15 protein-coding genes are annotated in these 21,145 nt (G+C 62.9%); 7 read left to right on the top strand and 8 right to left on the bottom strand.

The window, feature by feature from the left end; all coding sequences use genetic code 11:
• Nucleotides 1-52 precede the first annotated feature (52 nt).
• Nucleotides 53-1,228, top strand: a complete 1,176-nt coding sequence (locus tag ACYQ4T_RS01490) for an acyltransferase family protein (RefSeq protein ID WP_459850192.1) — start codon at nucleotides 53-55, stop codon at nucleotides 1,226-1,228.
• Nucleotides 1,229-1,234: 6 nt separating this feature from the next.
• Here the strand turns inward: ACYQ4T_RS01490 and ACYQ4T_RS01485 are convergent, their stop codons facing one another.
• Both ACYQ4T_RS01485 and ACYQ4T_RS01480 read right to left on the bottom strand, forming a co-directional pair.
• Nucleotides 1,235-2,293, bottom strand: a complete 1,059-nt coding sequence (locus ACYQ4T_RS01485) for a glycosyltransferase family 2 protein (RefSeq protein ID WP_459850191.1) — start codon at nucleotides 2,291-2,293, stop codon at nucleotides 1,235-1,237.
• Nucleotides 2,290-3,657, bottom strand: a complete 1,368-nt coding sequence (locus tag ACYQ4T_RS01480; RefSeq protein ID WP_459850190.1) for a hypothetical protein — start codon at nucleotides 3,655-3,657, stop codon at nucleotides 2,290-2,292. Before ACYQ4T_RS01480 ends, ACYQ4T_RS01485 begins: the two co-directional genes overlap by 4 nt.
• 474 nt (nucleotides 3,658-4,131) lie before the next feature.
• Between ACYQ4T_RS01480 and ACYQ4T_RS01475 the strand changes: the two genes are divergently transcribed.
• Nucleotides 4,132-5,136 (top strand): sulfotransferase family protein, encoded by a 1,005-nt coding sequence (locus ACYQ4T_RS01475; protein WP_459850189.1) that lies wholly within the window; start codon nucleotides 4,132-4,134, stop codon nucleotides 5,134-5,136.
• A gap of 1 nt (nucleotide 5,137) precedes the next feature.
• On the opposite strand, the gene ACYQ4T_RS01470 is transcribed toward ACYQ4T_RS01475, so the two are convergent.
• From ACYQ4T_RS01470 to ACYQ4T_RS01460, 3 genes are all read right to left on the bottom strand, one after another.
• Nucleotides 5,138-6,370, bottom strand: a complete 1,233-nt coding sequence (locus ACYQ4T_RS01470) for an acyltransferase family protein (protein ID WP_459850188.1) — start codon at nucleotides 6,368-6,370, stop codon at nucleotides 5,138-5,140.
• A gap of 215 nt (nucleotides 6,371-6,585) precedes the next feature.
• On the bottom strand, nucleotides 6,586-7,101 hold the full coding sequence (locus tag ACYQ4T_RS01465) for a hypothetical protein (RefSeq protein ID WP_459850186.1): 516 nt from the start codon (nucleotides 7,099-7,101) through the stop codon (nucleotides 6,586-6,588).
• A 166-nt stretch (nucleotides 7,102-7,267) separates the two neighbouring features.
• Complete coding sequence (locus tag ACYQ4T_RS01460; RefSeq protein ID WP_459850184.1) at nucleotides 7,268-7,897, bottom strand: hypothetical protein; 630 nt, start codon at nucleotides 7,895-7,897, stop codon at nucleotides 7,268-7,270.
• 559 nt (nucleotides 7,898-8,456) lie between these two features.
• On the opposite strand from ACYQ4T_RS01460, the gene ACYQ4T_RS01455 reads away from it, so the two are divergent.
• The 4 genes from ACYQ4T_RS01455 (at nucleotide 8,457) to ACYQ4T_RS01440 (ending at nucleotide 15,214) form a co-directional block, all read left to right on the top strand.
• Nucleotides 8,457-9,254: a CpsD/CapB family tyrosine-protein kinase gene (locus ACYQ4T_RS01455; protein WP_459850182.1), complete on the top strand. Its 798-nt coding sequence runs from the start codon at nucleotides 8,457-8,459 to the stop codon at nucleotides 9,252-9,254.
• 62 nt (nucleotides 9,255-9,316) lie between these two features.
• Nucleotides 9,317-10,921, top strand: a complete 1,605-nt coding sequence (locus tag ACYQ4T_RS01450) for an ExeA family protein (protein WP_459850180.1) — start codon at nucleotides 9,317-9,319, stop codon at nucleotides 10,919-10,921.
• A gap of 176 nt (nucleotides 10,922-11,097) precedes the next feature.
• On the top strand, nucleotides 11,098-12,591 hold the full coding sequence (locus ACYQ4T_RS01445) for an undecaprenyl-phosphate glucose phosphotransferase (RefSeq protein ID WP_459850178.1): 1,494 nt from the start codon (nucleotides 11,098-11,100) through the stop codon (nucleotides 12,589-12,591).
• 235 nt (nucleotides 12,592-12,826) lie between these two features.
• Nucleotides 12,827-15,214 carry a tetratricopeptide repeat protein gene (locus ACYQ4T_RS01440; protein WP_459850176.1) on the top strand — a complete coding sequence of 796 codons (2,388 nt, stop codon included), beginning with the start codon at nucleotides 12,827-12,829 and terminating at the stop codon, nucleotides 15,212-15,214.
• 69 nt (nucleotides 15,215-15,283) lie between these two features.
• Here ACYQ4T_RS01440 and ACYQ4T_RS01435 read toward each other — a convergent pair whose 3' ends face one another.
• Genes ACYQ4T_RS01435 through ACYQ4T_RS01425 form a run of 3 tightly spaced genes read right to left on the bottom strand, consistent with a single transcriptional unit; the run spans nucleotide 15,284 to nucleotide 19,118 of the window.
• The gene (locus tag ACYQ4T_RS01435; protein ID WP_459850174.1) at nucleotides 15,284-17,059 is read right to left on the bottom strand and encodes a GumC family protein; all 1,776 of its coding nucleotides are present in this window, start codon (nucleotides 17,057-17,059) and stop codon (nucleotides 15,284-15,286) included.
• Between the two features lies 1 nt (nucleotide 17,060).
• Nucleotides 17,061-18,287, bottom strand: a complete 1,227-nt coding sequence (locus tag ACYQ4T_RS01430; protein WP_459850173.1) for a DUF481 domain-containing protein — start codon at nucleotides 18,285-18,287, stop codon at nucleotides 17,061-17,063.
• A gap of 27 nt (nucleotides 18,288-18,314) precedes the next feature.
• Complete coding sequence (locus tag ACYQ4T_RS01425) at nucleotides 18,315-19,118, bottom strand: polysaccharide biosynthesis/export family protein (protein WP_459850171.1); 804 nt, start codon at nucleotides 19,116-19,118, stop codon at nucleotides 18,315-18,317.
• A 509-nt stretch (nucleotides 19,119-19,627) separates the two neighbouring features.
• Here ACYQ4T_RS01425 and ACYQ4T_RS01420 point away from each other — a divergent pair.
• Nucleotides 19,628-21,103, top strand: coding sequence for an undecaprenyl-phosphate glucose phosphotransferase (locus tag ACYQ4T_RS01420; RefSeq protein WP_459850169.1), 1,476 nt, complete (start codon nucleotides 19,628-19,630; stop codon nucleotides 21,101-21,103).
• The last annotated feature ends 42 nt before the right edge of the window (nucleotides 21,104-21,145 follow it).

The raw sequence follows: 21,145 nt of genomic DNA, 5'->3' as shown, positions 1-21,145 counted from the left end.
ATTCCTTCGGCATGTCGGTTCTCGGCTGCAGCGTTGGGGTGGGCAACAGAGAATGAGCAGCGTGGACCAGCTCCAGGACAAGCCCTTTGTCACTCGCAGCGACACGACCCAGGCTGTCCGAGACGAATCTCTCAAAGACGCGCTCAAGAGTTCGGATCTCATCACCCCGAATGGTGCCTGCTATCTCGATTTCGTCCGCGTCGTCGCGACAAATCTCGTGCTACTGGGCCATTCCCTGGTTCTGTTCGAACTCGCGCCGCCGACGCCGCTCGGGGGCATTGGCGTGACGCTGTTCTTCTTGCTGTCGGGCTTCCTCATCACGATGGCCGCCTGCAGAAGATGGAAGCGCGCGGAACCGCAGTTCCTTTCCTTCATGATCGATCGTTGCGCACGCATATTCGTGCCGTTCGTGCCGATCCTGATCTGCGTCGCAATTCTAAACGGCATCTTCGACCTGCCGCGCGCCGACCCTCTCGGCGTGAATACCGGCCCGATTGCGTTCTTGGCGAACCTGTTCTTGCTCAACGACTACCCGGTCCTTCAGGCCGCCAGCCACGTCGCGAACATCGCCGACTTCTATCCGCGCGCTTACAACACGGCAGAACCGTTCTGGACCATTCCGATCGAGTTCTGGACATACGTCGTCTTCGCGGCCTTCTTCTTCACGTTCCTCCGCAGGGAGTCTTTGGGTCTGGTGAAGCTCGCGCTGCTGGGAGTCGCGCTGCCCATCTTCCTCTGGAACGCCTTCGCCGGAGGCGCCGGGGATCTCAGCCTCATCTGGATCCTGGGCTCGCTGGCGGCCTGGCTCTGGCTCGGGGCGACCGTCATCCGGTCGCGATCCATGGCAGCCGGCCTGATCCTGGTTGCTTTCGGCGGGTTGTGCCTGGCGGGACGCGTCCTGAAGGCCGGCTTCGCAATCTATGAGTTCCAGCAGGGCTTCTTGATCGCCCTGATTCTCTTCGGCGGATTCCTGATCGTCAATGCACTGCACCGACGTGCATGGTTTGTGGAAAAGGGGTTCGGCTTCCTCGCCGGCTACAGCTATTCGCTATATCTCGTGCACAACACCGTTCTCATTTTCTTTCGTGAAAAGATGTCGGCTTCGCTCGGCTCGGCGTTGACCGCCATTGTCGCAGCCCATGCCGTCGCCTTCGTTTTCTACCTTCTCTTCGAGAGCCACTATCACAGGGTCGGCCGGTGGCTAAAGAACCGATTGCGTCTCCAGTAATCTGGCTTATCTCACGATGCCGATCGCGGAAAGCGCGCTGCGCAGCGCGGGAGGCCGCGCGCCAGGACTGAGGCGCCAGTGGATCAGCGCCTTGGCAATCGCGCGCGGCGCGAGCAGCACCAGGAAACCCCAGGCGGCCGTCGCCAGCACGGTCGGCAGCGGCGCCCCTTGGGGCGTCATCGCCGCGCGGACGATGTCGCGAAGCGCGTGCAGGGTGGAATCGCCTTCAATCGGATGGCGTTCGGGCGCCAGCCGATAAGATGCGATCCGAAACCGCAATTGCGGGAAGGCGAGGTGCCTCGCGCTGTCGGGTATCGCAAAGCCCGCCTTGGCGGCGATGCGTTGCGCATACTCGAACCGCCGGATCGCGTTGCCCGTCTGCCAGCCAAAGCGGCTCTCGTCGAGTTCCGTCACCGCCCCGTCGTTGCGCCCATGCACCCGGTAATCCACCAAAGGCTGGTCGACCGTGACGACGTCGCCGAGGAACGGCGCGGCGGCAATGCAGCAGGTGTCCGGGGCCTTGCCGCAGGATTCGTCGAGCGGAAAGATCGCTGCGAGACAGGCCCTGGAGAAGAGATTTCCCGAGCACGGCGGCGTCGGATACGAGCCGGTGGCCAGTGCCCAGCGCCGGACCTTGGTCGGATCCGCCGCTTGGGCCGTATACTGGGGAAACAGCGAGCCGCTGGGCCTACCTTCGGCATCGATGACCCGCATGCGGAACTGAACCTTGCTGACGCCGCGATGCCATACCCGGGCTGCCGCCCGCATGATCGAAGGGTGAAGCACGTCATCGGAGTCGAGCAAGATGACGGCATCGCCGCGAGAGCGGGCAAAGCCCACGTTGCGCGCGGCGACCTGACCGGCGTTCGGCTGGAAGATCGCGGTGATCCGGTCGCCGAACCGCTCGATGACCGACCGAGAATCATCGGTGGAGCCGTCGTCAACGACGATGACTTCCACGTCCGGCCAATCGATCGCGAGCGCGCTTTCGATCGCCAGTCCCACATACTCCGCGTAGTTGTAGTTGGCGATGATGACCGAGAGCGAGATCGTCGGCTCGGTCATCGCAACCTCCCCGCCGGCCGTATATTATCCGCGCTCGAGAAGTTCCCGGCGTGCGGCACAGGCGGCGGAAGCGGAGCCCGCACCGGGCCATACTGTCTCGGCCAGAGGGCGACCAGGATGTAAAAGAGCGCTGTGACGTCGGGCGCGAGCAGCACCCCGCCCCACAGGATGAACCAGCCGAATATGATGCCGACGCGCAACTCCGTCGGGACACGTGACCCAACCATCGTATAGAGGATCAGGCCGGTGAATGCGGCAAAGCCGAGCACGCCGTATTCCGTGGCGAGCTTCGCCCAGGTCGGGCCGGCGACCTCATAGCCCACGTCGCTGGATGCGATGACCTTGAAGATCGAACCAGGTCCATGCCCAATCAGCAGGGACCAGGGCGTCGAATCGATATAGTCGCGAACGAATAGGAATGGCGCCACGAAGCGGGCGAAACCGCTCGAGCCGACCGATGTGAATTCGCCGACCCGGCCGGCGGTAACAGACAAATTCAGCGCGTCGCCGAAGACGAAGAAGACGAAGGCGCCGCCGAGCAGCATGATGATGAGCCGCATCACCGTTCTCGGGCCGAGCGGAAACAGCAGGCCGACTCCCAAGGTCAACAACCCGGTCCCCGAATAGGACAGGAGGATGGCGAGCCCGAGTGTCGCCAGCCGGATCCAGCGCCACTTCGGATGCAGAGCGAGTTCGCAGAGCAGCGCCAGCGCCAGGACCTGGGAAAACCGAGAGGGCTCGACGAAGAAGAAGCCGTTAGATTTGGTGAAATGGCCGCTGACGCGAATGACGGTGTTGTAACCGACCCCGCCGCGGAACATCTCCGGAATGTAGTCGGTGAAATTGAACAGCCAGGGCCACTTCACCACGAACTGCAGGAAGAACTGTGCGATCCCGGCGATCGCGCAGAACAACATGAGATTGAGAAAGACGCCAAGGGTCCACCTTGCGATGTATTGCGTCCGGTCGGTGCTGCGCGCCACGAACACGAAGACAAGGTAGGCGGCGACGATCAGGAGAACGGAGGAACTCGAAGCGATCTCGGCATTGACGACCCAGCTGACCAGGGCGACGCCGGCGCAGCCGATGAACAGGAACATCCGCATCGGATCGATCCGGGCGAGGCCCAGGAGCAGCAGGACCAGGACGACGAGGTACTGGGCAATCAGGCCGACGCTCAGAAAGTAGCTGCCGATATTCAGCTGGAACCGACCGAGCATCAGGGTGCTCGCCAAGGCGAGGATGATGGTGAAGCGCAGGATGGCGGGAATCCGCGGTGCGCGCACCTGGCTTGGAGCGCTCGCATGGCTGCGTGGCACATTCCCGGCTGAACGCAATCCAGCCTGCTGCAGGGTCTCAGTCAATGCGACACCCTGGCTGGTCGGTGGATCCTGGCATCATGGCAGTCTCGGGCATCGTGCGAACAAACCGAAGGGCGCGGGCAAGGCGGGTGGCTGAAAACAGAATGGGGCGGTGGTGGTTCCAAAAGCTGCAAACTCGTAGGCCCGCGCGGCTTGTCGTCGGATCCTGCGGCGAAGCGGTCGGCGCACGATAGCCAGCGCATGCCGTCTTGTGAAGCTGAACGGGCAATTTTTCCGGCAACATCAAGAAGTTATGCTGCCCGATCCCGGCAAGTATCGCAGTAGAAATCGAGCACGCTCCTTACATTATCGTGGCACATCTCGTCCTGGAATGGCCGCCGGCATTGGTTTGCCGACGCCGGGAGGGGATTGAGGCTCGAAGTCGCGGCAGCGGGGGCCAGCCTTTGATTTCATAATACAAATAGACGTCGCCAATTTTGCCGCAGCCCGGAACAGACCGGCGCGATCGCACATTTATTGGCATTGCAAATCGCGGCAGGCTCTGCGATTCGTCGTTTTTCATCCGTGATGGTTGTCAGTTACTCGATGCGGCCAAACCTGTTCATTGTGGGTGCGATGAAGGCGGCGACCACGTCCATCGCGCAATTCCTGGCATCGGTCGATGGCGTGCATATGTGTCGGCAGAAAGAGCCGCACCACTTTTGCACCGATCTCTATCAACACCCCGAGTTCTCCAGCCTGCCGCAGATTCGCGGCTTCATGGGCCAGCAGTGGATCCGGGACCGTGACGAATACCTCGCGCTGTTTCCCGGCGATGGAGACAGTCGATATGTAGCGGAAGCCTCGACGACCTATCTCTATTCCCAGACCGCTGCCCGGGAGATCGCCGCGTTCAGCCCCGACGCTCGCATCGTCATCCTATTGCGGCACCCCGTGCGTCGCGCTTTCTCCGAATACCAAATGAACCGCAAAATCGGCTTGGCGAAGGGCTCGTTTGCCCAGGAAATGGCTGCCGACCTCGAGCGCTACCAACGCGGCGAGTTCAAGCTGTTCGAGCGTTATGTCTACGCTGGAATGTATGCAGCGCAGGTCGCGCGCTTCCTGGAGGCATTCCCGCGTGAGCGGATATTCATCGCCGCGATCGACCGGCCGGGCCGCGATATCGACGGCGTAGCCCGAGAGCTCTGCGGCTTCCTGGGACTGGAAGCGCAGTTTGGGGTGCCGCGCCTGAATGAAGCCGGGCTGGCGGCGTTCCCCACTCTCAACCGCCTGCTGTTCGAGAGCGGTATCAAGGGCTGGGTTTCGCGGACGCTTCCACCCGGCGTCAAAGCCAGCTTCAAGAAGCTCTATTACTCCGACGCGACGCCGCCCAAGCTCGGCCAGGAAGACCTCGAGCGCTGGACGGAAGTCTTCGCCGCCGATGTGTCCGCGCTGAGCCGACTGGTGAACGAAGACCTGGGCCACTGGACTGGACGTGCAGTTCCAGGAGCCGACCGCCCGCTGGGCCTCGCGGAGGCCTAACCTAGAGTTTTGCCGAAGTCGGCAAGGTTGCGGGGACCGGCGGATGGCCCAGTTTCGGAAACAGCCTGCGCAACATGCCGGTGACGCGAATTTCAAACAGCTTGTAGCTGACCGTCGCCACTGCGAGGGCTATCGGCAGTGAGATGACGAAAAGGAGTGCCTGGCTGTACTCCTGGCGACCGAGATCAAACGCGTAGAGCATCCGCTTCACGCCGGCCAGGATCGGAATGTGCCATAGATAGAAGCTGTAGCTGATGGCGCCCAGCCAGACGAATGTTGGCGAGCCGAGCAGCTTGCCCAGCAGGCCATATCCCTTGGTGATCCCGATCAGCGCTATTCCACCGAGTGCCGCGACCAGGATCAACCCGGCCTGCAGCAGGAGTCCCTTAAGCAAGGGAAACTCGAGCGGCGCGAGCGCCTCCACATGATCACCGGCGGCATCGACGAGCAAACGCGTCCCGACCAGGAAGGCGATAAGAAACAGCAGCGGAAACCGGGCGATCCGATCGATGCGCGACGGCTTCAAGAAGCGATAGAAGACGATGGCGCCCGACAGCATCATCAACGTCCTCGGGTAATAGATCAGCAGCCCGCAGGCAATGACCGCGAGCATCGCGATCCCCACCTTGCTTCCGCGCAGCAGCCAAGCAAGCGCGCAGAACCAGTACAGCATCATCTCGTATGCCAGGGTCCAGGCGATCGGATTGATCGCATCGATGCCGAAGAACGGAGGAGCCGCCAGGAAGGATCCGATGATCCGCGACGGCTCGGGGAAAGCCATCCCCATCGCCAGCTGAACGGTGATCGTCGCTATCGTGCTCGCCCAGAGCACCGGAAACAGCCGCGTGATCCTGTCCCACATGAACAGGGCCGAGTTTCGTGTCCGCAGCAAGCTGCCCAGGATCACGATGCCGCTGATGCCGAAGAACAGCTCGACGCCATGCTCCAGCGTATTGAGTAGGAAGTTGGGCACGCCCGACGCGAGCACGGGGATCGTCCCGGCCCCGGAATGATGGACGTGATAGAAGAACACGAAGAGGCAGAACAGGCCGCGGGCGCCCTGGATATGCGGATTCTTCTTTCCCCGCGCATTCAACACGCGCTCGGCGCTGGCGCGCTCGGCCCGACCGCTGCTGGGATCGCCACCTTGACTTTCGCCGGAAGCGGCCGGAGCGCCGGCCGGGTTCTCCTGGGCTGGCGACGGAACGGGAGGCTGCCACGTCAAATCTGTCATCCAAATCGCCTGTACGAGCCTCGATCCGAGTTCCTACCATGGACCACGGCAGCGCAGCGGAGAATTCTTCCGCGGCGCGATGTCGACAGGCCAAGCCTTCGCCGAAGTTCCACGGATTTGTGAGAGGCTGCGCATAAGGTGAAATTCTCAATTCACCCGAAAAGCAAAACCCCCGGTCTTTCGACCGGGGGCCTGATATCCGAATTCGAAGCTTGTTAGACTTCAGTGCTGCGGCGACGCCGCAGTCCGATGAAGCCCATGCCGCCGATCGCGGTGACGAAGAGCAGGAGCGCACCCGGGATCGGTGCCGTCGCCGCCGCGACCTCGGCGAAATAGGCGCCGCCGAAAAAGCCTGACGTCGTACCGGCGATATGGATCAGATAGTCGCCCGCAGCGAGGATGCCGGCGATCGAGAAGCTGCCGTCCGGCGCCAGGGTCAGGGGGTTGCCGAGGAAGGTCGCCGTGAAGCCGTTGATGCCCAGCAGCGTGAAGGGCCCGAAGCTGATGTCGATGTTGTTGATGGTGCCGCTGACGAAGGACGGGTTCGTCACCGTGAACTTGATGTCGTCGGAGATCACGGTGGGTGGCAGGAAGAAGCCCAGCGCGCCGCCAAAGGAGGCATTCGACGAGTCTGTGACATCGCCGAGATCGATGGTCGCGGCCTTGGCCGAAACCTGCGACGTGGCGAACGCCAACACCGCAAACACCAAAGCCAACATAATGCGCTTCACGAAAGCCTCCTGTAGAGCGAGCGGCCACGGCCGCCTTCCGACGCCTTTAACTTAAAATTTACCAGACCCGAACGCAGCGTAACAAGAAAAAGTTCCCGTATTCGGGTGCGAAACTCGGATTCGGAACCTTGCCTCGGGAATTTCAATCGCCCCAAGGCCTTAGCGATTAAACCGCAGTCGACGCCATCCCCCGCTGGCGGCGCCAGATCATGACGCCCGTGCCGAGCAGCGCACTCAGGAACATCAGGATGGCCGGCGGGATCGGCGTGGTGGTCACGGACAGATTGATGCCGGCATAGTCGCCCGAGCAGCCACACAGGCCGAAGCCGATCTTCAGCAGATACTGCGTCCCCGCAACCAGACCGGCCACGATCGAGGCCGCCGGCGGGTCGGAGTCATAGGCCTGCAGGGTGCAAAGCGCGCTGGCGCCGCAGTTCGTGTACTTGCTGCCAGTGTAAGTGAACAGGCTCAGCGTCAGCCAGTCGAGCGGCTTGGCGCCCGGATCCGACACCGCGAGATCGGTCACGGTTGCGTTCAGCGTCATCGACTTGGTCACGGTGAACGGAACGAAGGTGTAGGCTTGGCCGTAGTGGCCATTGCTGGTATCGCCGAAATCCAGCACTTCGCTGAGATTGAAGTCGCTGTTCGGACCGGAGATGTCGCCGCTGCTGGTCGGCGTGAGGAAGACTTCAGCGTTGCTGCCGCTGGTGCTGTAGGTGATGGTGACCGCCTCTGCCGGCATCGCACCGAGCGCGACCGCCGCAAAGAACAGCACCGACATCAGCAAACGATTCATCTATTCCTCTGATTCCTACCCACAAAACTCAAACTCAGCCCCGGGAAGCGGCGGCCAAGCGACCTTCCTCGAATTTCAGCGGAATGTTCCGTGTATTTTAGGCATTCCGCAAGTGCGACACATAGTTAACGATTGGTCTTAGAGATTGCTGGGAGCCCCGCTTTACAACGAAATAACCGGTGCGAAAGTCCGCGGATTCGGCCTGTTTCCACTGGACCAAAATCCCGCCTCTTGTGCAACTGCGAAAGGTGGAATTTTACCAAATATTAAGCAACCAATATACGATGGTGTGGTTGATCTGCGGGTTCCGGATTGGCGGCCCGCGAGGCAGTCCCTAGAATTCCCCCAGTGGTTGATAAGGGGCTGGCGGAAATCCGCTTACCAATGCCGGGCCGCTCCGCTAATGTGGGAACGATTTCGCGGTTGCAGCATAAACAGCGGGCGGGTTCGCGCAGACCGAGCGGTCAGCCATCCGACCGAATGGAACCGTCGCGGGGCACGTGAGTAACATCCGGGACCCGAGCCCAACTCCGACGGTTGCTATAGTGGGGACACGCTGATGGAACATATCGAAAAAGCCTTGGCCCGCGCCCGGGAGATGCGGTCGGGTCATCGCAGTTCCAGTGCGCCGAACGATTCCGCGCGGCGGCCGAATACGCAGGCCTCGGTGCACGGCGTCATGCCGGACTACACCGAGACCGCGGTACTGCCCACGAATGCCCGCAAGACATCGGAGGAGCGTCTGGTGGCCGACGATCTGCGCAACCCGGTGGCTGACGTCTATCGCGTGCTGCGCGCGCAGGTGCTGCAGCGGATGAAGAAACTCGACATCAGCACGATCGCCGTGACCAGCGCCAGCCACGGCGACGGCGCCACCACGACGGCAGCCAATCTCGCGATCTCGATCGCGCTCGACGTGAACCAGACCGTGCTGCTGGTCGACCTCAATCTCCGCGAGCCCAGCATTCACCGCAAGTTCGGCCTCACGCCGGCCAAGGGCATCGAGAACTACCTGCACGGCGAATGCGACATCAAGGATTGCCTGGTCAATCCGGGCATGCGCCGCCTGGTGGTGCTGCCGGCCTGCGTCTCCAAGGGCGAATCCGCGGAATTGATCAGCTCGCCGCGCATGGCGGCGCTGGTGCGCGAATTGCGCAACCGCTATCACGACCGCATCATCATCTTCGATACCCCGCCGCTGTTGGACTCCGGCGAGACGCTTGGCTTCCTGCCCAATGTCGAAGGCGTGCTGTTCGTCGCGCGGAGCGGCCATACAACCAAGACCGAACTCGACCGGGCGGCCGACCTCCTGCGCAACTACCAGATCATCGGGACCTTGCTGAACGGATCGCGTTGACATCAGTGCCGCGGATCGGCTTCACGCCGGTCCGATCCGAGTAAGCGTTGTATGGACGAGAGATGTACGAAGCCTTCTTCAATCTGAAGAACAAGCCGTTCAGTCTGCTGCCAGACCCGGAGTTCCTGTTCTTGAGCAGCCGCCATGCGGTCGGCCTCAGCCTGCTCGAATACAGCCTGACCGGCCAGGCCGGCTTCTGCGTCATCACCGGCGAGATCGGCTCGGGCAAGACCACGCTGGTACGGGCATTCCTCGGCCGGGTCGGCCGCGACTTCACCGTCGGTCTCATCTCCAACACTCACCACGCGTTGAAGGACATTGCGGCCTGGGCGATGACGTCGTTCGGCCAGAAGCCGAGCGGCACACATCCGGCCGAGACCTATCAGGAGCTGATGGAGTACCTGATCGCCGAATACGGTGCGGGCCGGCAATGCATCCTGATCGTCGACGAGGCGCAGAACCTGTCGATCGAGGTCCTCGAGGAGCTGCGGCTCCTGTCCAATATCAATTCCGGCAAGGATCTGCTGCTGCAAGTCGTCCTGGTCGGGCAGCCGGAGCTGCTCGAGAAGCTGCGGCGACCGGAGCTCTCGCAGTTCGCGCAGCGAATCGCGGTCTCGCATCACCTGACCCCGCTGCCCTATGCGGAGACGCGCCGCTACATCGAGCATCGGGTGAAGGTGGCCGGCTCCGACCGGCCGCTGTTCACTGAGATGGCGATGGGCGCCGTGCAGTATTTCTCGGGCGGCATCCCGCGCCTGATCAATTCGATCTGCGACATGGCGCTGGTCTATGGCTTTGCCGACGAGAAGCCGGTGATCGGCGAGGATCTCGTCTTCCGCGTGGTGTCCGACCGGCAGCTGAGCGGCATCGCGCCATTTGCTCAGGCGGTGCCGGTGGATGATCCGGCGGTCCGGGCCGAGATCATGAAGCTCGCCAATCTCGGTGCGGCCGCAAGCGGGGCGCCGGCCGAGGCCGTCGAGCGCAACGCTGAACCGCCGGGCGCGGTCCCGACGTCTCCGATGTCCGACCTGGTCGCCCCGATTCCGGAGCAGCCGGAGGCGAGCGACGCTTCGCCCGCCCGTCGCTCGTCCAGCCAGCTCGCGCCGATCGCTGCCCACCAGTTGCCCGTCGAGGAAGCGGCCATCCAGCAGGTGCTGCTGAGGGAAACACCTCGGCGCGAAACGCACATCCAGAAGCGCCCTTCACGCGAGGCTTCGACGCCGGACGCGTCGATGCGCGAAGCACCACCGATGCAAGCTCCCAGGCAAGCGCCGCTGGGAACAGCTTCGCGTTCCAATCCGTATTTCTTCCGCGAAGTTGACGATGACGAAGAATTGCTGCTGACGCGCGAGATGAATGATTCTTCGCACAACGCACACAACCATGTCGTTCCGGCGCCGCGTGCGACGTCGTTGATTTCCCCACCGGAGCGCGGCGAGCCCTACCTCGAAGCGCCCCGCAACACGAGCGCCACTCCGCTGCGCGCGGAACTTGCTCCGAATCAATCTCATGCGCCGGAAGAAAGCGGGAAACCGGTCGTTGATCCAATGCCATGGCCGTCGATCAACGAGCGGCGACTGGGCGCTCCGATTCCTGCAAAAGAACATGGAACCGGAACGCTGCCACGGCGTTCCTGGTGGCGTCGGAGTATCGGGCACAACTCTTGAAATTCGGGATGAACTCGAACTGCGACAGGAATGTGGACGACATTCCCGGCGCAAGGACAGGCCCGGCGTAAGGACTGGGATTGATCATGGCAAACTTCGCTTCCTCAAAAGAACTGCGGACGGTCAGGGGTCTAGAAGAAGTTCCAGGGGAACACTGACCAACGGGAGCCGTCTCGATGGAACTCAACAACCCCGCCGTTCATGCTGGCGATTTCGGCAGAACGACGGCAGGCGGCCGTGTCCGCGGTTTCTCGCCGCAGAATGTCCGGCTTCTCGGCGTCGCTACCGATTTCTCACTGTTCGTGATCGCGATCGTCGCCGTGGCGCTGTCGATGGGCGAGGACCCGTCCGATCTCTATCGTGTCGCGCAGATCTTCATCGGCGCCTTGCTGATGGCGTTGTTCGCCGGCGCGTGCCTGCTGACACGCCTGCATGAGCCGCGGGTTCTTGCGCGCACCTCAGTCGCGACCCATTTCCTGAAAGCTGTCGCCTGCTTCGGCGCGCCGCCGGCGATCACCATGTTGGTTTGCGCACCGTTCGTCGGGCATGGCGACCCCAATGTCGATCGACTCGCCACCTGGCTCGGCTACAGCGCGGTGGCGGCGGCTTCCTTTGCGGTCGTCTCACGAACCGTCCTGTTCGGTGGGCTCGCCGGGGCCAGCAAGCGGCTGGTCGTGGCGCAACGGGTCGCGGTGGTCGGCTCCGGCGAAACCGCCGGCCGCCTGATTCGCTGGCTCGAAGTCACCGAGCCGCGCCTGGTTGAGGTCATCGGCATCTTCGACGACCGGAGCCGCGAGCGGCTCGTGGACAGCCATCTCGCGCCGTTGGTGCGCGGCAACACGGCCGACCTGATCGAGCTCTACAAGAGCACGCCGTTCGACAGGATCGTGATCGCTTTGCCGCATTCGGCGGAAGACCGCCTGCTGCATCTGCTGCGCAGGCTCCGTCAGCTGCCGGTCGATATCGCTCTGGCGCCGGATCTCATCGGCTTCCGCTCGGCCAACCAGGGGCAGTCGGAGATTGCCGGGCTGAAACTTTACAAGCTGACCGATCGCCCGATCCGCGAATCGCAGCGCCTGGTGAAGGGCGCTATCGATCGTCTGCTTTCGGGGCTGGCATTGCTGTTCCTGTCGCCGCTGCTGCTGATGGTGGCACTGGCGATCCGGCTCGACAGCCGCGGCCCGATTCTGTTCCGGCAGTCGCGCCAGGGTCTCGGCGACAGCCTGTTCCAGGTCTACAAGTTCCGCACGATGCATGCGGATCAAGGCGATACCCGCGGGCGACGGCAGACCCAGCGCGACGATCCGCGGGTGACTAGGATCGGCGCCTGGCTGCGCCGCACCAGCATCGACGAGCTGCCGCAGTTGCTGAACGTGCTGCGCGGAGAAATGTCCCTGGTCGGGCCCCGCCCGCACACGCCGCACATGCTGATCGGCGACAAGCAGATCTTCGACCTGGTGGACGAATACAGCTTTCGTCACCGGGTGAAGCCGGGGATCACCGGCCTGGCGCAGGTGAACGGCTATCGCGGCGCCATCGACACGCCCGAGCATCTGCGGGCGCGCATCGACTACGACCTCTACTATATCGACCATTGGTCGCTGTGGCTGGACATCAAGATCATGTTCCGCACGGCGGCGATCTGCTTGCGCGGCGTGAACGCATACTAGGAACATCGGCCGCAGCGGGGCGCTTTCAGAGGCTCCGCCATTGCCGCTTTTGGGCTAGGTTCGGCCCGTGATCGCATTACCGGAACGTGCGCAACATACCGCCCGCACGCTCCCCCACCATCGTGTGATTCGACCGGTATTTTACTCTCGAATTAGAGTCGATTCGATGGGATGTTGCGGCGGTCGGCGCGTAGCCTGGTAGTAGTGAACGCGCGGTTTCCGGGAGCACTTGACGATGCGGATGCTGTTCCGCTGTGCCGGCGTGGTTGGTATCGCCGCACTGCTTTGTTTGGGCGGCTGCGATTCGCCGAAGGACCTCGAGGCCAAATACATCGCCAACGGCAAGGCGCTCTATGACAGCGGCGACCTCGCCAAGGCCGCGATCGAGTTCAGAAACGCCCTGCAGATCCAGCCGGCCAATCTGGAACCGCAATACTACCTGGGGCTGATCGCCGAGAAGCAGGAGAAGCGCGACGCCGCGGCCGCCGCCTTCCAGAAGGTCGCCGACGCCGATCCGAAAAATTTCGACGCCAATCGCAAGGCCGGCCAGTACGCCCTGTTGGGCGGCAATGTCGACGGCACCAAGCGATACGCGAAGCAGATCCTCGCCAACGCCCCGGACAAGCCCGAGGGACATACCTTGATGGCGGCCGCCTCGCTGCTGGAAGGCAAGCTCCCCGAGGCCGAGAAGGAAGCGCGCGCCGCGCTGGCAATCGACCCGAAGAATGTCGATGCCCTGGTCGTCCTTGCCGGCCGGCAGGCGCGCGGCGGCGATCTCGACGCGGCGCTTGCGACCGTCGAGCAGGGCTTGGCCAACAATGCGAAGAGCACCGACCTGCTGCTGGTCAAGCTGAAGGTCCTGTTCGACCAGAAGAAGACCGCCGAGGTCGTCACCGTGCTGCGCCAGATGCACGAGATCGACCCCAAGAACCCGAACTACGTCATCGACCTTGCCAATCAGCTGGCGCTGGTCGACCAGCTCGGGGAGGCGGAGACGATCTTCAAGCAGGCGCTCGAGGCCAATGCCGACAACGACGCCTTGATCGCCGCCTATGCCGGCTTCCTGGTTCAGAAGCGGAGCCTCGACGAGGCGATCAAGCAGATCAAGGTGCTCGCCGAACAGACCAAGCTGGCGCCGAAATATGTGCTGCTGCTGGAGCAGCTCTATGTCCAGGCCAGGAAGTTCGACGAAGCGACCGCGCTGATGCACGATCTCGAGCAGAACGGCGCGAATGCCAATGACCGACTTCGGGCCAAGGTCGAGCTGGCGCGCCTCACGGCCCTGCAGGGCAAGCCGGACGAGGCCCTGGCGCAGATCGAGGCCATCCTGAAGGATGATCCGCAGAACGAGCCGGCCCTGCTGCTGCGCGGCGGACTCGAGCTCAACGCCGGAAAATACGACGCCGTCATCGCCGATGCTAAGTCGGTGCTGCACAAGGACCTGAACTCGGTCGCCTCCCTGGTCCTGCTCTCGAAGGCCTATGAAGCGACCGGCGACACCGTTCTCGCCATCGACGCGCTGCGCAACATCACGCGGCTCGCGCCGAACGACGTCGACACGCGGCTGCGGCTGGCCAGCCTGCTGGCCGCCAAGGCTCCGGACGAGGCATTGCAGCATCTCGACGTGGCGATCGCGCTGCGTCCCAACGCGCCCGAGCTCAAGGTGCAGAAGGCGGAGTTCCTGGTGCGGACCGGCGCTCCGGACAAGGGCGAGGCGCTGGCGGAGACCCTGATCACCGACCCCGCGACGGCTGCTGTCGGCCACCGGATCGTCGCCCAGTCCGCCATGGCGCGCAGTGACTTCGCGACGGCGATCACGGAGCTGACCCTGGCGACGGAAGGCGGCGAGCCGTTCGAGAAGACCGGGCCGCTGCTGGTCGCCGCCTACATGCGGTCCGGCAAGCCCGAGCTTGCGGAGAAGCTGCTCGCCGATCGCATCGTCAAGGATCCCGGCGACGCGAAGTCGATGGTGCTGCTGGCGGCGGTCCGCATGCAGGCCGGCAAGCCTGACGAGGCGGAAAAGCTGCTGCGGCAGGCCGTGGCAGCGAAGCCGGATTCGACCGAGCCCTATGTCAGCCTGGTGCAGCTGCTCTCACGGCAGCGCAAGAACGACGAGGTCGTGAAGATCGCCGAGGTCGCGGCGCAGAAATTCCCCAATGACCGCGGCATGGCGCTGGTCGCCGCGATTGCCTACGACACGTCGGGGAATTTCCAGGCGGCTAAAGCGAGCTATGAAAAGATTCTGACGAAGTGGCCGGACGATGCGGTGGCGGCCAACAATCTCGCCGCTCTGATCGCCGATGTGTGGCCGGCCGATGCGCCGCTGCTGGATCGGGCGCGACAGCTCACCGAGAAGTTCAGAGGCTCCGACAACGCCGTGCTGCTGGACACGCTGGGTTGGGTGCTGGTCCGCCAGGGCAACTTCGACGATGCCGCCATCCTGCTGGCGCGCGCAACCTCACTGATGCCGGACAATCAGCAGATGCAGTTCCACTACGGAATGGCGCTCAAGGGGAAGGGACTGACCACAAAGGCGCAGGCCGCCTTCTCGCTGGCCTTGGCGGGCAAGCCGGACTATCGCGGCCAGGACGAGGCCCAAGAGGTGTCCGCGACTTTGAAGTAAGGCGAGACGCGCCAGGGGTCGGCGGGGGCACGATCGACCGACCCGCCTGACCATCCTGGCCGAGACGTCCTACGGATTGATGCGGGTCTGCAGCGCCGCCCAAAGCACGTCGAGCGGCATCACGAACGCATCGAGCGCCACCAGCGCGCCGGCGACAGCCGCGATGACGGCGAGGACCGCCGCCGCGATCTTCACCCAACGGTTGGTACGTTCCCGCGGCGTGGTGATGTAGGGAACCGTCGCAAGCGGCACTTCGCCGAACACACGCTCCAGGCCGCGCGGTTCGTAGACCTTCGAATCGAGCATCTCCAGGGCCAGCATGGCGCCGGCGGCGAGCAGAACCGACATCGCGAGGCCCGCCAACAGCAGCACCTTCCGGTTCGGCTTGATCGGGAGCTCCGGAAATTCCGGCGCCTCGATCACGGAGAAGGTCTCGCTCTTGCTCTGTTGCTCCATGCTCTGGGCAACCTGGGCATCCGCTTCCTTGTCCTTGAAATCCTGATAGCGCTTCACAGCAGCATCGTATTGCTGCCGCAGGGAATTGTACTGGCCGGACATTGCCTGGGTCTGGAGCACGCGCTGTTGCATGTCATCGATCTTGGCCTGCAGCGCCGCAGTCTCCATCTGCAGGCCTTGCATCAGCGCGGTGGATTCGCCGAGCTGGTTCTGCATCTGGATGTACATCGGGTTGTCGGGCGGCCCTTTCGGCGTCGAAAGCATCGAGACGCTGGGCTCCTTGCCGATCTCGGCCTTGAGATCTTCGAGCTGCTTGCGCAGCTTCTGCACATCAGGATGCTTCTCGCCGTAACGCTGCAATGCTTCCGACAGCTGAGCCTGCAGTTGGGACAGGCGCGCCTGGGTTGAGGTCGGCTCGTCGCTGGTGCCGACCTCGGCCTTCAGCGAGTCGATCTGCTTCTTCAGGTGAACCACCTGCGGGTGCTTGGGGCCGTACCGCGCCGAGAGATCGATATACTGAAGCTCCAGCGCCATCAGCTGGGCTTGCGGCGTCGCCGGCGTCCCGCCGGCAGTCATCGGCATGTATGGGCTGATCTGGCCGAGTTGCCCCTGCAGGAAGGCGCGCTTCTCGGTCAGCTGCTCAAGGGTGCTGCGGTTCTGCAGCAGCTGGCTCTGCAACTGCTCCAGGATCCGCATGTTGGTGTCGATCTGCTCGGGCAGCGTGCTGGAGTTCTTGGTCTTGAACTCGGTCAGCCGCTTCTCGGCGTCCTCGACATCCTGATAGAGCTTCAGCGACTGCTGGGTCAGGAACTCGGTCGTGCCCGCCGCCTTTTCGGTCCGGGTCTGGACGTTCTCCGCGAGATAAAGGTCGGTCAGCCGGCTCGCCACCTGCTGGGCGACGCGCGGATTCCGGTCCTCGTAAGAGACCGTGAAGGCGATCGTCGCCTGCGGCTGGTTGCTGTTGCGTGCGCTGCTGACGAAATCAGCGCTCAGCACGGCAAGGTCGATCTTGCTGCGCAGGAGGTTGATGAGTTCCGAACGCGGCGTGGTCGCCAGCGCCGCCTGGTAGAGACCGAACCGATCGATGATCTCGCCGAGATTCTGGTTGGTCATCACGCGCTGCTCGATGACCTGCAGACGCTGGTCGGCGTAGGTCGAGACTGTCGACTTGACCAGGTCGCTCGGAACGTCCGGCTCTTCGATCAGGATGGTCGCGGTCGATTGGTAGGTCGGGGGCCAAATCAGCGCAATCGTCAGGGCGCAGGAAAAAGCGACGAAGCCGACCGCGACGCCGATCCATTTCCTGCGCCGCAAGGTGTGCAGGACATTGATGTTGGCCAGCAGATTGTCGCCGTCGAAACCCAATGGCCCGGATTGGACGATGGCCATTCTAGAATCCACTCCAGTTGAGGTCGGGAAGTGCGTAGCGAAGCGTGATAAACGCCGCATTGTCATAGGCGGATCCGCCCGATTCGACGTTCTTGTAGCGGAATTGATAGGACGCCTGGAACTTGAGATCCTCGGTGATGTTCCAGTTGACGGCCGGCCGGACTGTCAGGTAGCGCGCCACGCCATTTTCCGACTGCGTCTCTTGGTCGTCGACGTAGCTGGTATTCAGCGAGAACGACGTGAGCTCGGTCATCTGATACGACAGGTTGACCGAGCCACGGTTGCGCGTCCGCTCCTCGCCGTCGCCGGTCGGTTCGGTGTCGCGCGACAGCGTCACTTGGGCGTTGGTCTGATCGTTGATCTGGTAGTTCATGTTGAACTGGAAGCGGTAGCCGATGCTGTCCTGGTCGCTCCCGCCCTGGCGATGGGTGACGTTGTAGTTGAGACCGGCCGCACCGCCGATCGTGAACCTCTCGGTCGGATGATAGTCGTAGCCGAACAGTCCGCCATAGGTGTCCTGGCTATTCGTGGTATCGCCGTCCAGGCCCTCGTTGTCGTTCTGATCGGGCTCGAAACGCGAATAGTTCAGGCTGGCAGTGATCGAAGCCAGCTCACTCAGGTCGTGGGAGTAGCTGACCGTCGGGCCGTAGTCCTGGTAATCGGTCTTTTCGGGTGAGTCGTAGGTGGTGCGCAGGTATCGCGCGGAAACGTTCAGACGGTCGATCGGCGACAGCAGGTAGTCCCAGGACGGATTGGCGTCCCAGCGATACAGCCGGATCGAATCATTGACGAACTGGTCGGTGGCTTCCTGATCCGATTCCAGCGTCGTGTCCCGGTCGAAGGCGCCACGGAAGCTGACCTTGCTGCGTTCGCTCAGGGCCTTCGACAGGTTCAACCGGGCGAACTGATCGGCGGAATTGAGATCGGAGTGGTTGATGTACTCGTTGAACTCGAACAGGCCCTGCAGAGAGATGCTGGAGGTCGGGCTGGTCCGCGACAGCGTGAACTCCGGTATGGTCTGGGAGCTGAAAGTGCTGATCTCGTCGTTGGGCTGCAGCAGCAGGTTGCTATTGTAACCCATCCGCTGGGACAAGGCGGATTCGAACGTCCATTCCTGAGCCAAGGCGGTTCCTGTCTCAAAGCACATACACAGGCTGCCAAGCAGCAGCCCGAATGCCAGCGCGAGGGCGCGATTCACCCCGCGCAGTCCCCGCCCACCGATGGCCATAGCACTCCCCCGAAGCAAAATTATCGATCAGAAACCCAGGCCTGCCTGCGGCACGACCACCACGTCGCCGCCCTGCAGTTGGATGTTCATGTTGAGCTTTTCTCCGTCCTCGACACTGGAATAGTCGAACGGAATCTTGGTCTGCACCCCGCCGCTGTCGCGGCGCAGCACGATGATCCGGCTCTTGCTGGCAAACGGCGTCAGGCCGCCGGCCAGGCTCAGGGCCTGCATCACATCGACCTGCGTGTCGGTCACGAAGGTACCGGGCTGCTTCACCTGGCCGATCACCGAGAAAGAATTGCCCGAACTCTTGACTAGCGAGACGGTAACTTCCGGATCGGTCACGTTCGGCAGCATGTTGCCGGCGCGGAGCGCGTCGGCGATCTTCTTCGACAGTTCGCTGAGCGTCAGACCGCGTGCATTGATGTTCCCCACCAGCGGAAAGGCGATGCCGCCGTCCGGCTCGACCGCGACGTCACGGTCGAGATCGCGCTCGCCGTAGACCGAGATGTGGATCGTGTCGCCGCCGTTGATGCGATAGAGCGGTTGTGGGGCCGCCTGCGCGATACCGGGTTCAGCGGTGGCCGGCTCTACCGTCGCGGGCTCGGCCGGGGCCGCCGGCGGTGCCGCTGGCGTCGCCGCGGGCGTTGCCCCCGCAGGCACCGTCGTGACCGGCAAAGTCGCCGCGGCGGGTGAAGATTCCTGTGCGATGGCCGATCCGGCCGTCAAGGCGGCCGCGGCCACGATTAACGCAATACCTCTGAGGAGCCGTTTCATTTTTTTCTTCCCGTTTTCGACCCGTCGTCCACGACCGCCAAGTTCGATGCACACCGGTGTTATCGCAGGCAAAATAATCTAAATTTGCTTGATGATACAGCCAAATACCAAGCGTTAATCATGTCCTGTTGTGATTTGGTTAATGGGCCAATCGAACTCGGGGCGGCAGGCAACGGAATGTTGCTGGAACTGCCCGGACCGCTAGTCGCGGGCTCCCCGTAAATGCGCAACGCGCCGGGAAGGTTGCGTTTTTGCCGCCCGGATTCGGGCTCAGTCACGCGTGATCGCGCCGGTCCGTGCTACGATATTCGTGGTATTCATTTCTCAACCAGAACGGGTTGCGCACCACGCCGCGGCGAAGGCCCGGAATTAGATGGTTAATCACAAGATCGTGGTAGCAAATTCACCGGTTTTCCGCCCGCTGATGCAGATAAATGACCTAAAGTTTGGAATAAATTCGAAAGCGGATCTGCCAGCCGTGGCAGCGGATTCTCCTTCCGCAGCGGCCGGGGGCTTCTTCGTCGGGGCAGAATTTGATGGATATGCGTAGTCCAAGTCGGAAGTTGGAACTCCTAGGACTGGCATCACCCGTCGCCAAACGCGCGCCGACCGCCCGCCTGCAGCCGCAACAGCTCAGCTATATCAGCCTGGCGATCGATCTCGCTCTGTTCATCGGCGCGGGGGTGCTGGCCTGGATCGTCGCCGCTGTTCCCGCGGCCGACATCTATCGTCTGATGGCGCTTGGCATCGCAGGCATGGCCTGCATCATCTTCCTCGGCTTCTGCCGGTCGCTGAAGGTCCACGACCCGCTGCTGCTGCTGCACACCACCGCGCTCTCGCGCATGCCGCGGATGATCGTCTGCACCGGCCTGCCGCTGCTGTTTCCGCTCGCGATGAGCCTCGTGTTCGTGCGCAGCGCCGAGACCGAGGTGCATCACCTGATTTCCTGGCTGCTGTGGTTCGAGCTGATAGCGATGTCGGCGACGGTCGTGGCGCACGGCTTCTTCCAGCTGCTGCGGCCGATGCTGAGCGGCCGCATCCTCGCCCGCCAGCGCGTCGCCATCATCGGTGCCGGCGAGTCTGCCGCGCGATTGATCAAATGGGTGGAGCTGACCGCACCCGGTTTGTTTGAGATCATCGGCGTGTTCGACGACCGCGACAGCCGCCGCACGCTGAACTCCAGCGTCGCGCATCAGATCCGCGGCAGCACCGCCGATTTGGTGGAGCTCTACAAGTCCGCCGCCTTCGACAAGGTCGTCATCGCCCTGCCCCATTCGGCGGAAGCGCGCCTCTTGGACTTGCTCCGCAGCCTGCGCGTCCTGCCCGTAGACATCGTGCTCGCCCCCGACCTGATGGGCTTCAACGCCGCCGATCAGGAAACTGCGGAAATGGCGGGCCTGAAGCTGCATTCGCTGGCGCACCGGCCGATCCGAGAGCCGCAGCGGTTGATCAAGACCGCGATCGACTTTGCCGCGGCATCGGCAGCCTTGATCTTCCTTTCGCCGCTGCTGGTGCTGATCGCGCTCATCATCCGGTTCGACAGCCAGGGTCCGATCTTCTTCCGCCAGCGTCGCCAGGGTCTCGGCGACCGGCTGTTCGACGTCTACAAGTTCCGCACCATGTATTGCGACCTCGCCGATCCGAAGGGCGCAAAGCAGACCAAGCGCGGTGACCCGCGGGTGACGCGCATCGGCGCCTTCCTGCGCAAAACCAGTCTCGACGAATTGCCGCAGCTCATGAATGTGCTGCGCGGGGAGATGTCGCTGGTCGGTCCGCGCCCGCACACGCCGCACATGTTGATCGGCGACAAGAAACACTATGAGATCGTCTCGGAATACAGCTTCCGGCACCGGGTGAAGCCGGGCATCACCGGGCTCGCGCAGGTCAACGGCTATCGGGGCGCGGTGGACACGCCGGACCAGCTGAAGGCGCGCGTCGATCTCGATCTCTACTACATCGACCACTGGTCGCTCTGGCTCGACATCAAGATCCTCTGGCGCACCGCCTTCGTCTGCTTCTCCGGCCGCAACGCCTACTGAGCGTGGGCTCGCGGCTAGGCCCCGATTCGAGCGGCTAATCGA

The organism is Dongia sp. agr-C8 (assembly GCF_054658695.1).
The sequence above is the reverse complement of the archived record's forward strand: the minus strand, read 5'-3'. Positions and strand labels throughout refer to the sequence as shown.

Bases quoted from the DNA above. Each gene is read 5' to 3' on its own strand.
- ACYQ4T_RS01490 (WP_459850192.1), top strand. From the start codon at position 53: ATGAGCAGCGTGGACCAGCTCCAGGACAAGCCCTTTGTCACTCGCAGC.
- ACYQ4T_RS01485 (WP_459850191.1), bottom strand. From the start codon at position 2,293: ATGACCGAGCCGACGATCTCGCTCTCGGTCATCATCGCCAACTACAAC.
- ACYQ4T_RS01470 (WP_459850188.1), bottom strand. From the start codon at position 6,370: ATGACAGATTTGACGTGGCAGCCTCCCGTTCCGTCGCCAGCCCAGGAG.
- ACYQ4T_RS01460 (WP_459850184.1), bottom strand. From the start codon at position 7,897: ATGAATCGTTTGCTGATGTCGGTGCTGTTCTTTGCGGCGGTCGCGCTC.
- ACYQ4T_RS01455 (WP_459850182.1), top strand. From the start codon at position 8,457: ATGGAACATATCGAAAAAGCCTTGGCCCGCGCCCGGGAGATGCGGTCG.
- ACYQ4T_RS01450 (WP_459850180.1), top strand. From the start codon at position 9,317: ATGTACGAAGCCTTCTTCAATCTGAAGAACAAGCCGTTCAGTCTGCTG.
- ACYQ4T_RS01445 (WP_459850178.1), top strand. From the start codon at position 11,098: ATGGAACTCAACAACCCCGCCGTTCATGCTGGCGATTTCGGCAGAACG.
- ACYQ4T_RS01440 (WP_459850176.1), top strand. From the start codon at position 12,827: ATGCGGATGCTGTTCCGCTGTGCCGGCGTGGTTGGTATCGCCGCACTG.
- ACYQ4T_RS01435 (WP_459850174.1), bottom strand. From the start codon at position 17,059: ATGGCCATCGTCCAATCCGGGCCATTGGGTTTCGACGGCGACAATCTG.
- ACYQ4T_RS01430 (WP_459850173.1), bottom strand. From the start codon at position 18,287: ATGGCCATCGGTGGGCGGGGACTGCGCGGGGTGAATCGCGCCCTCGCG.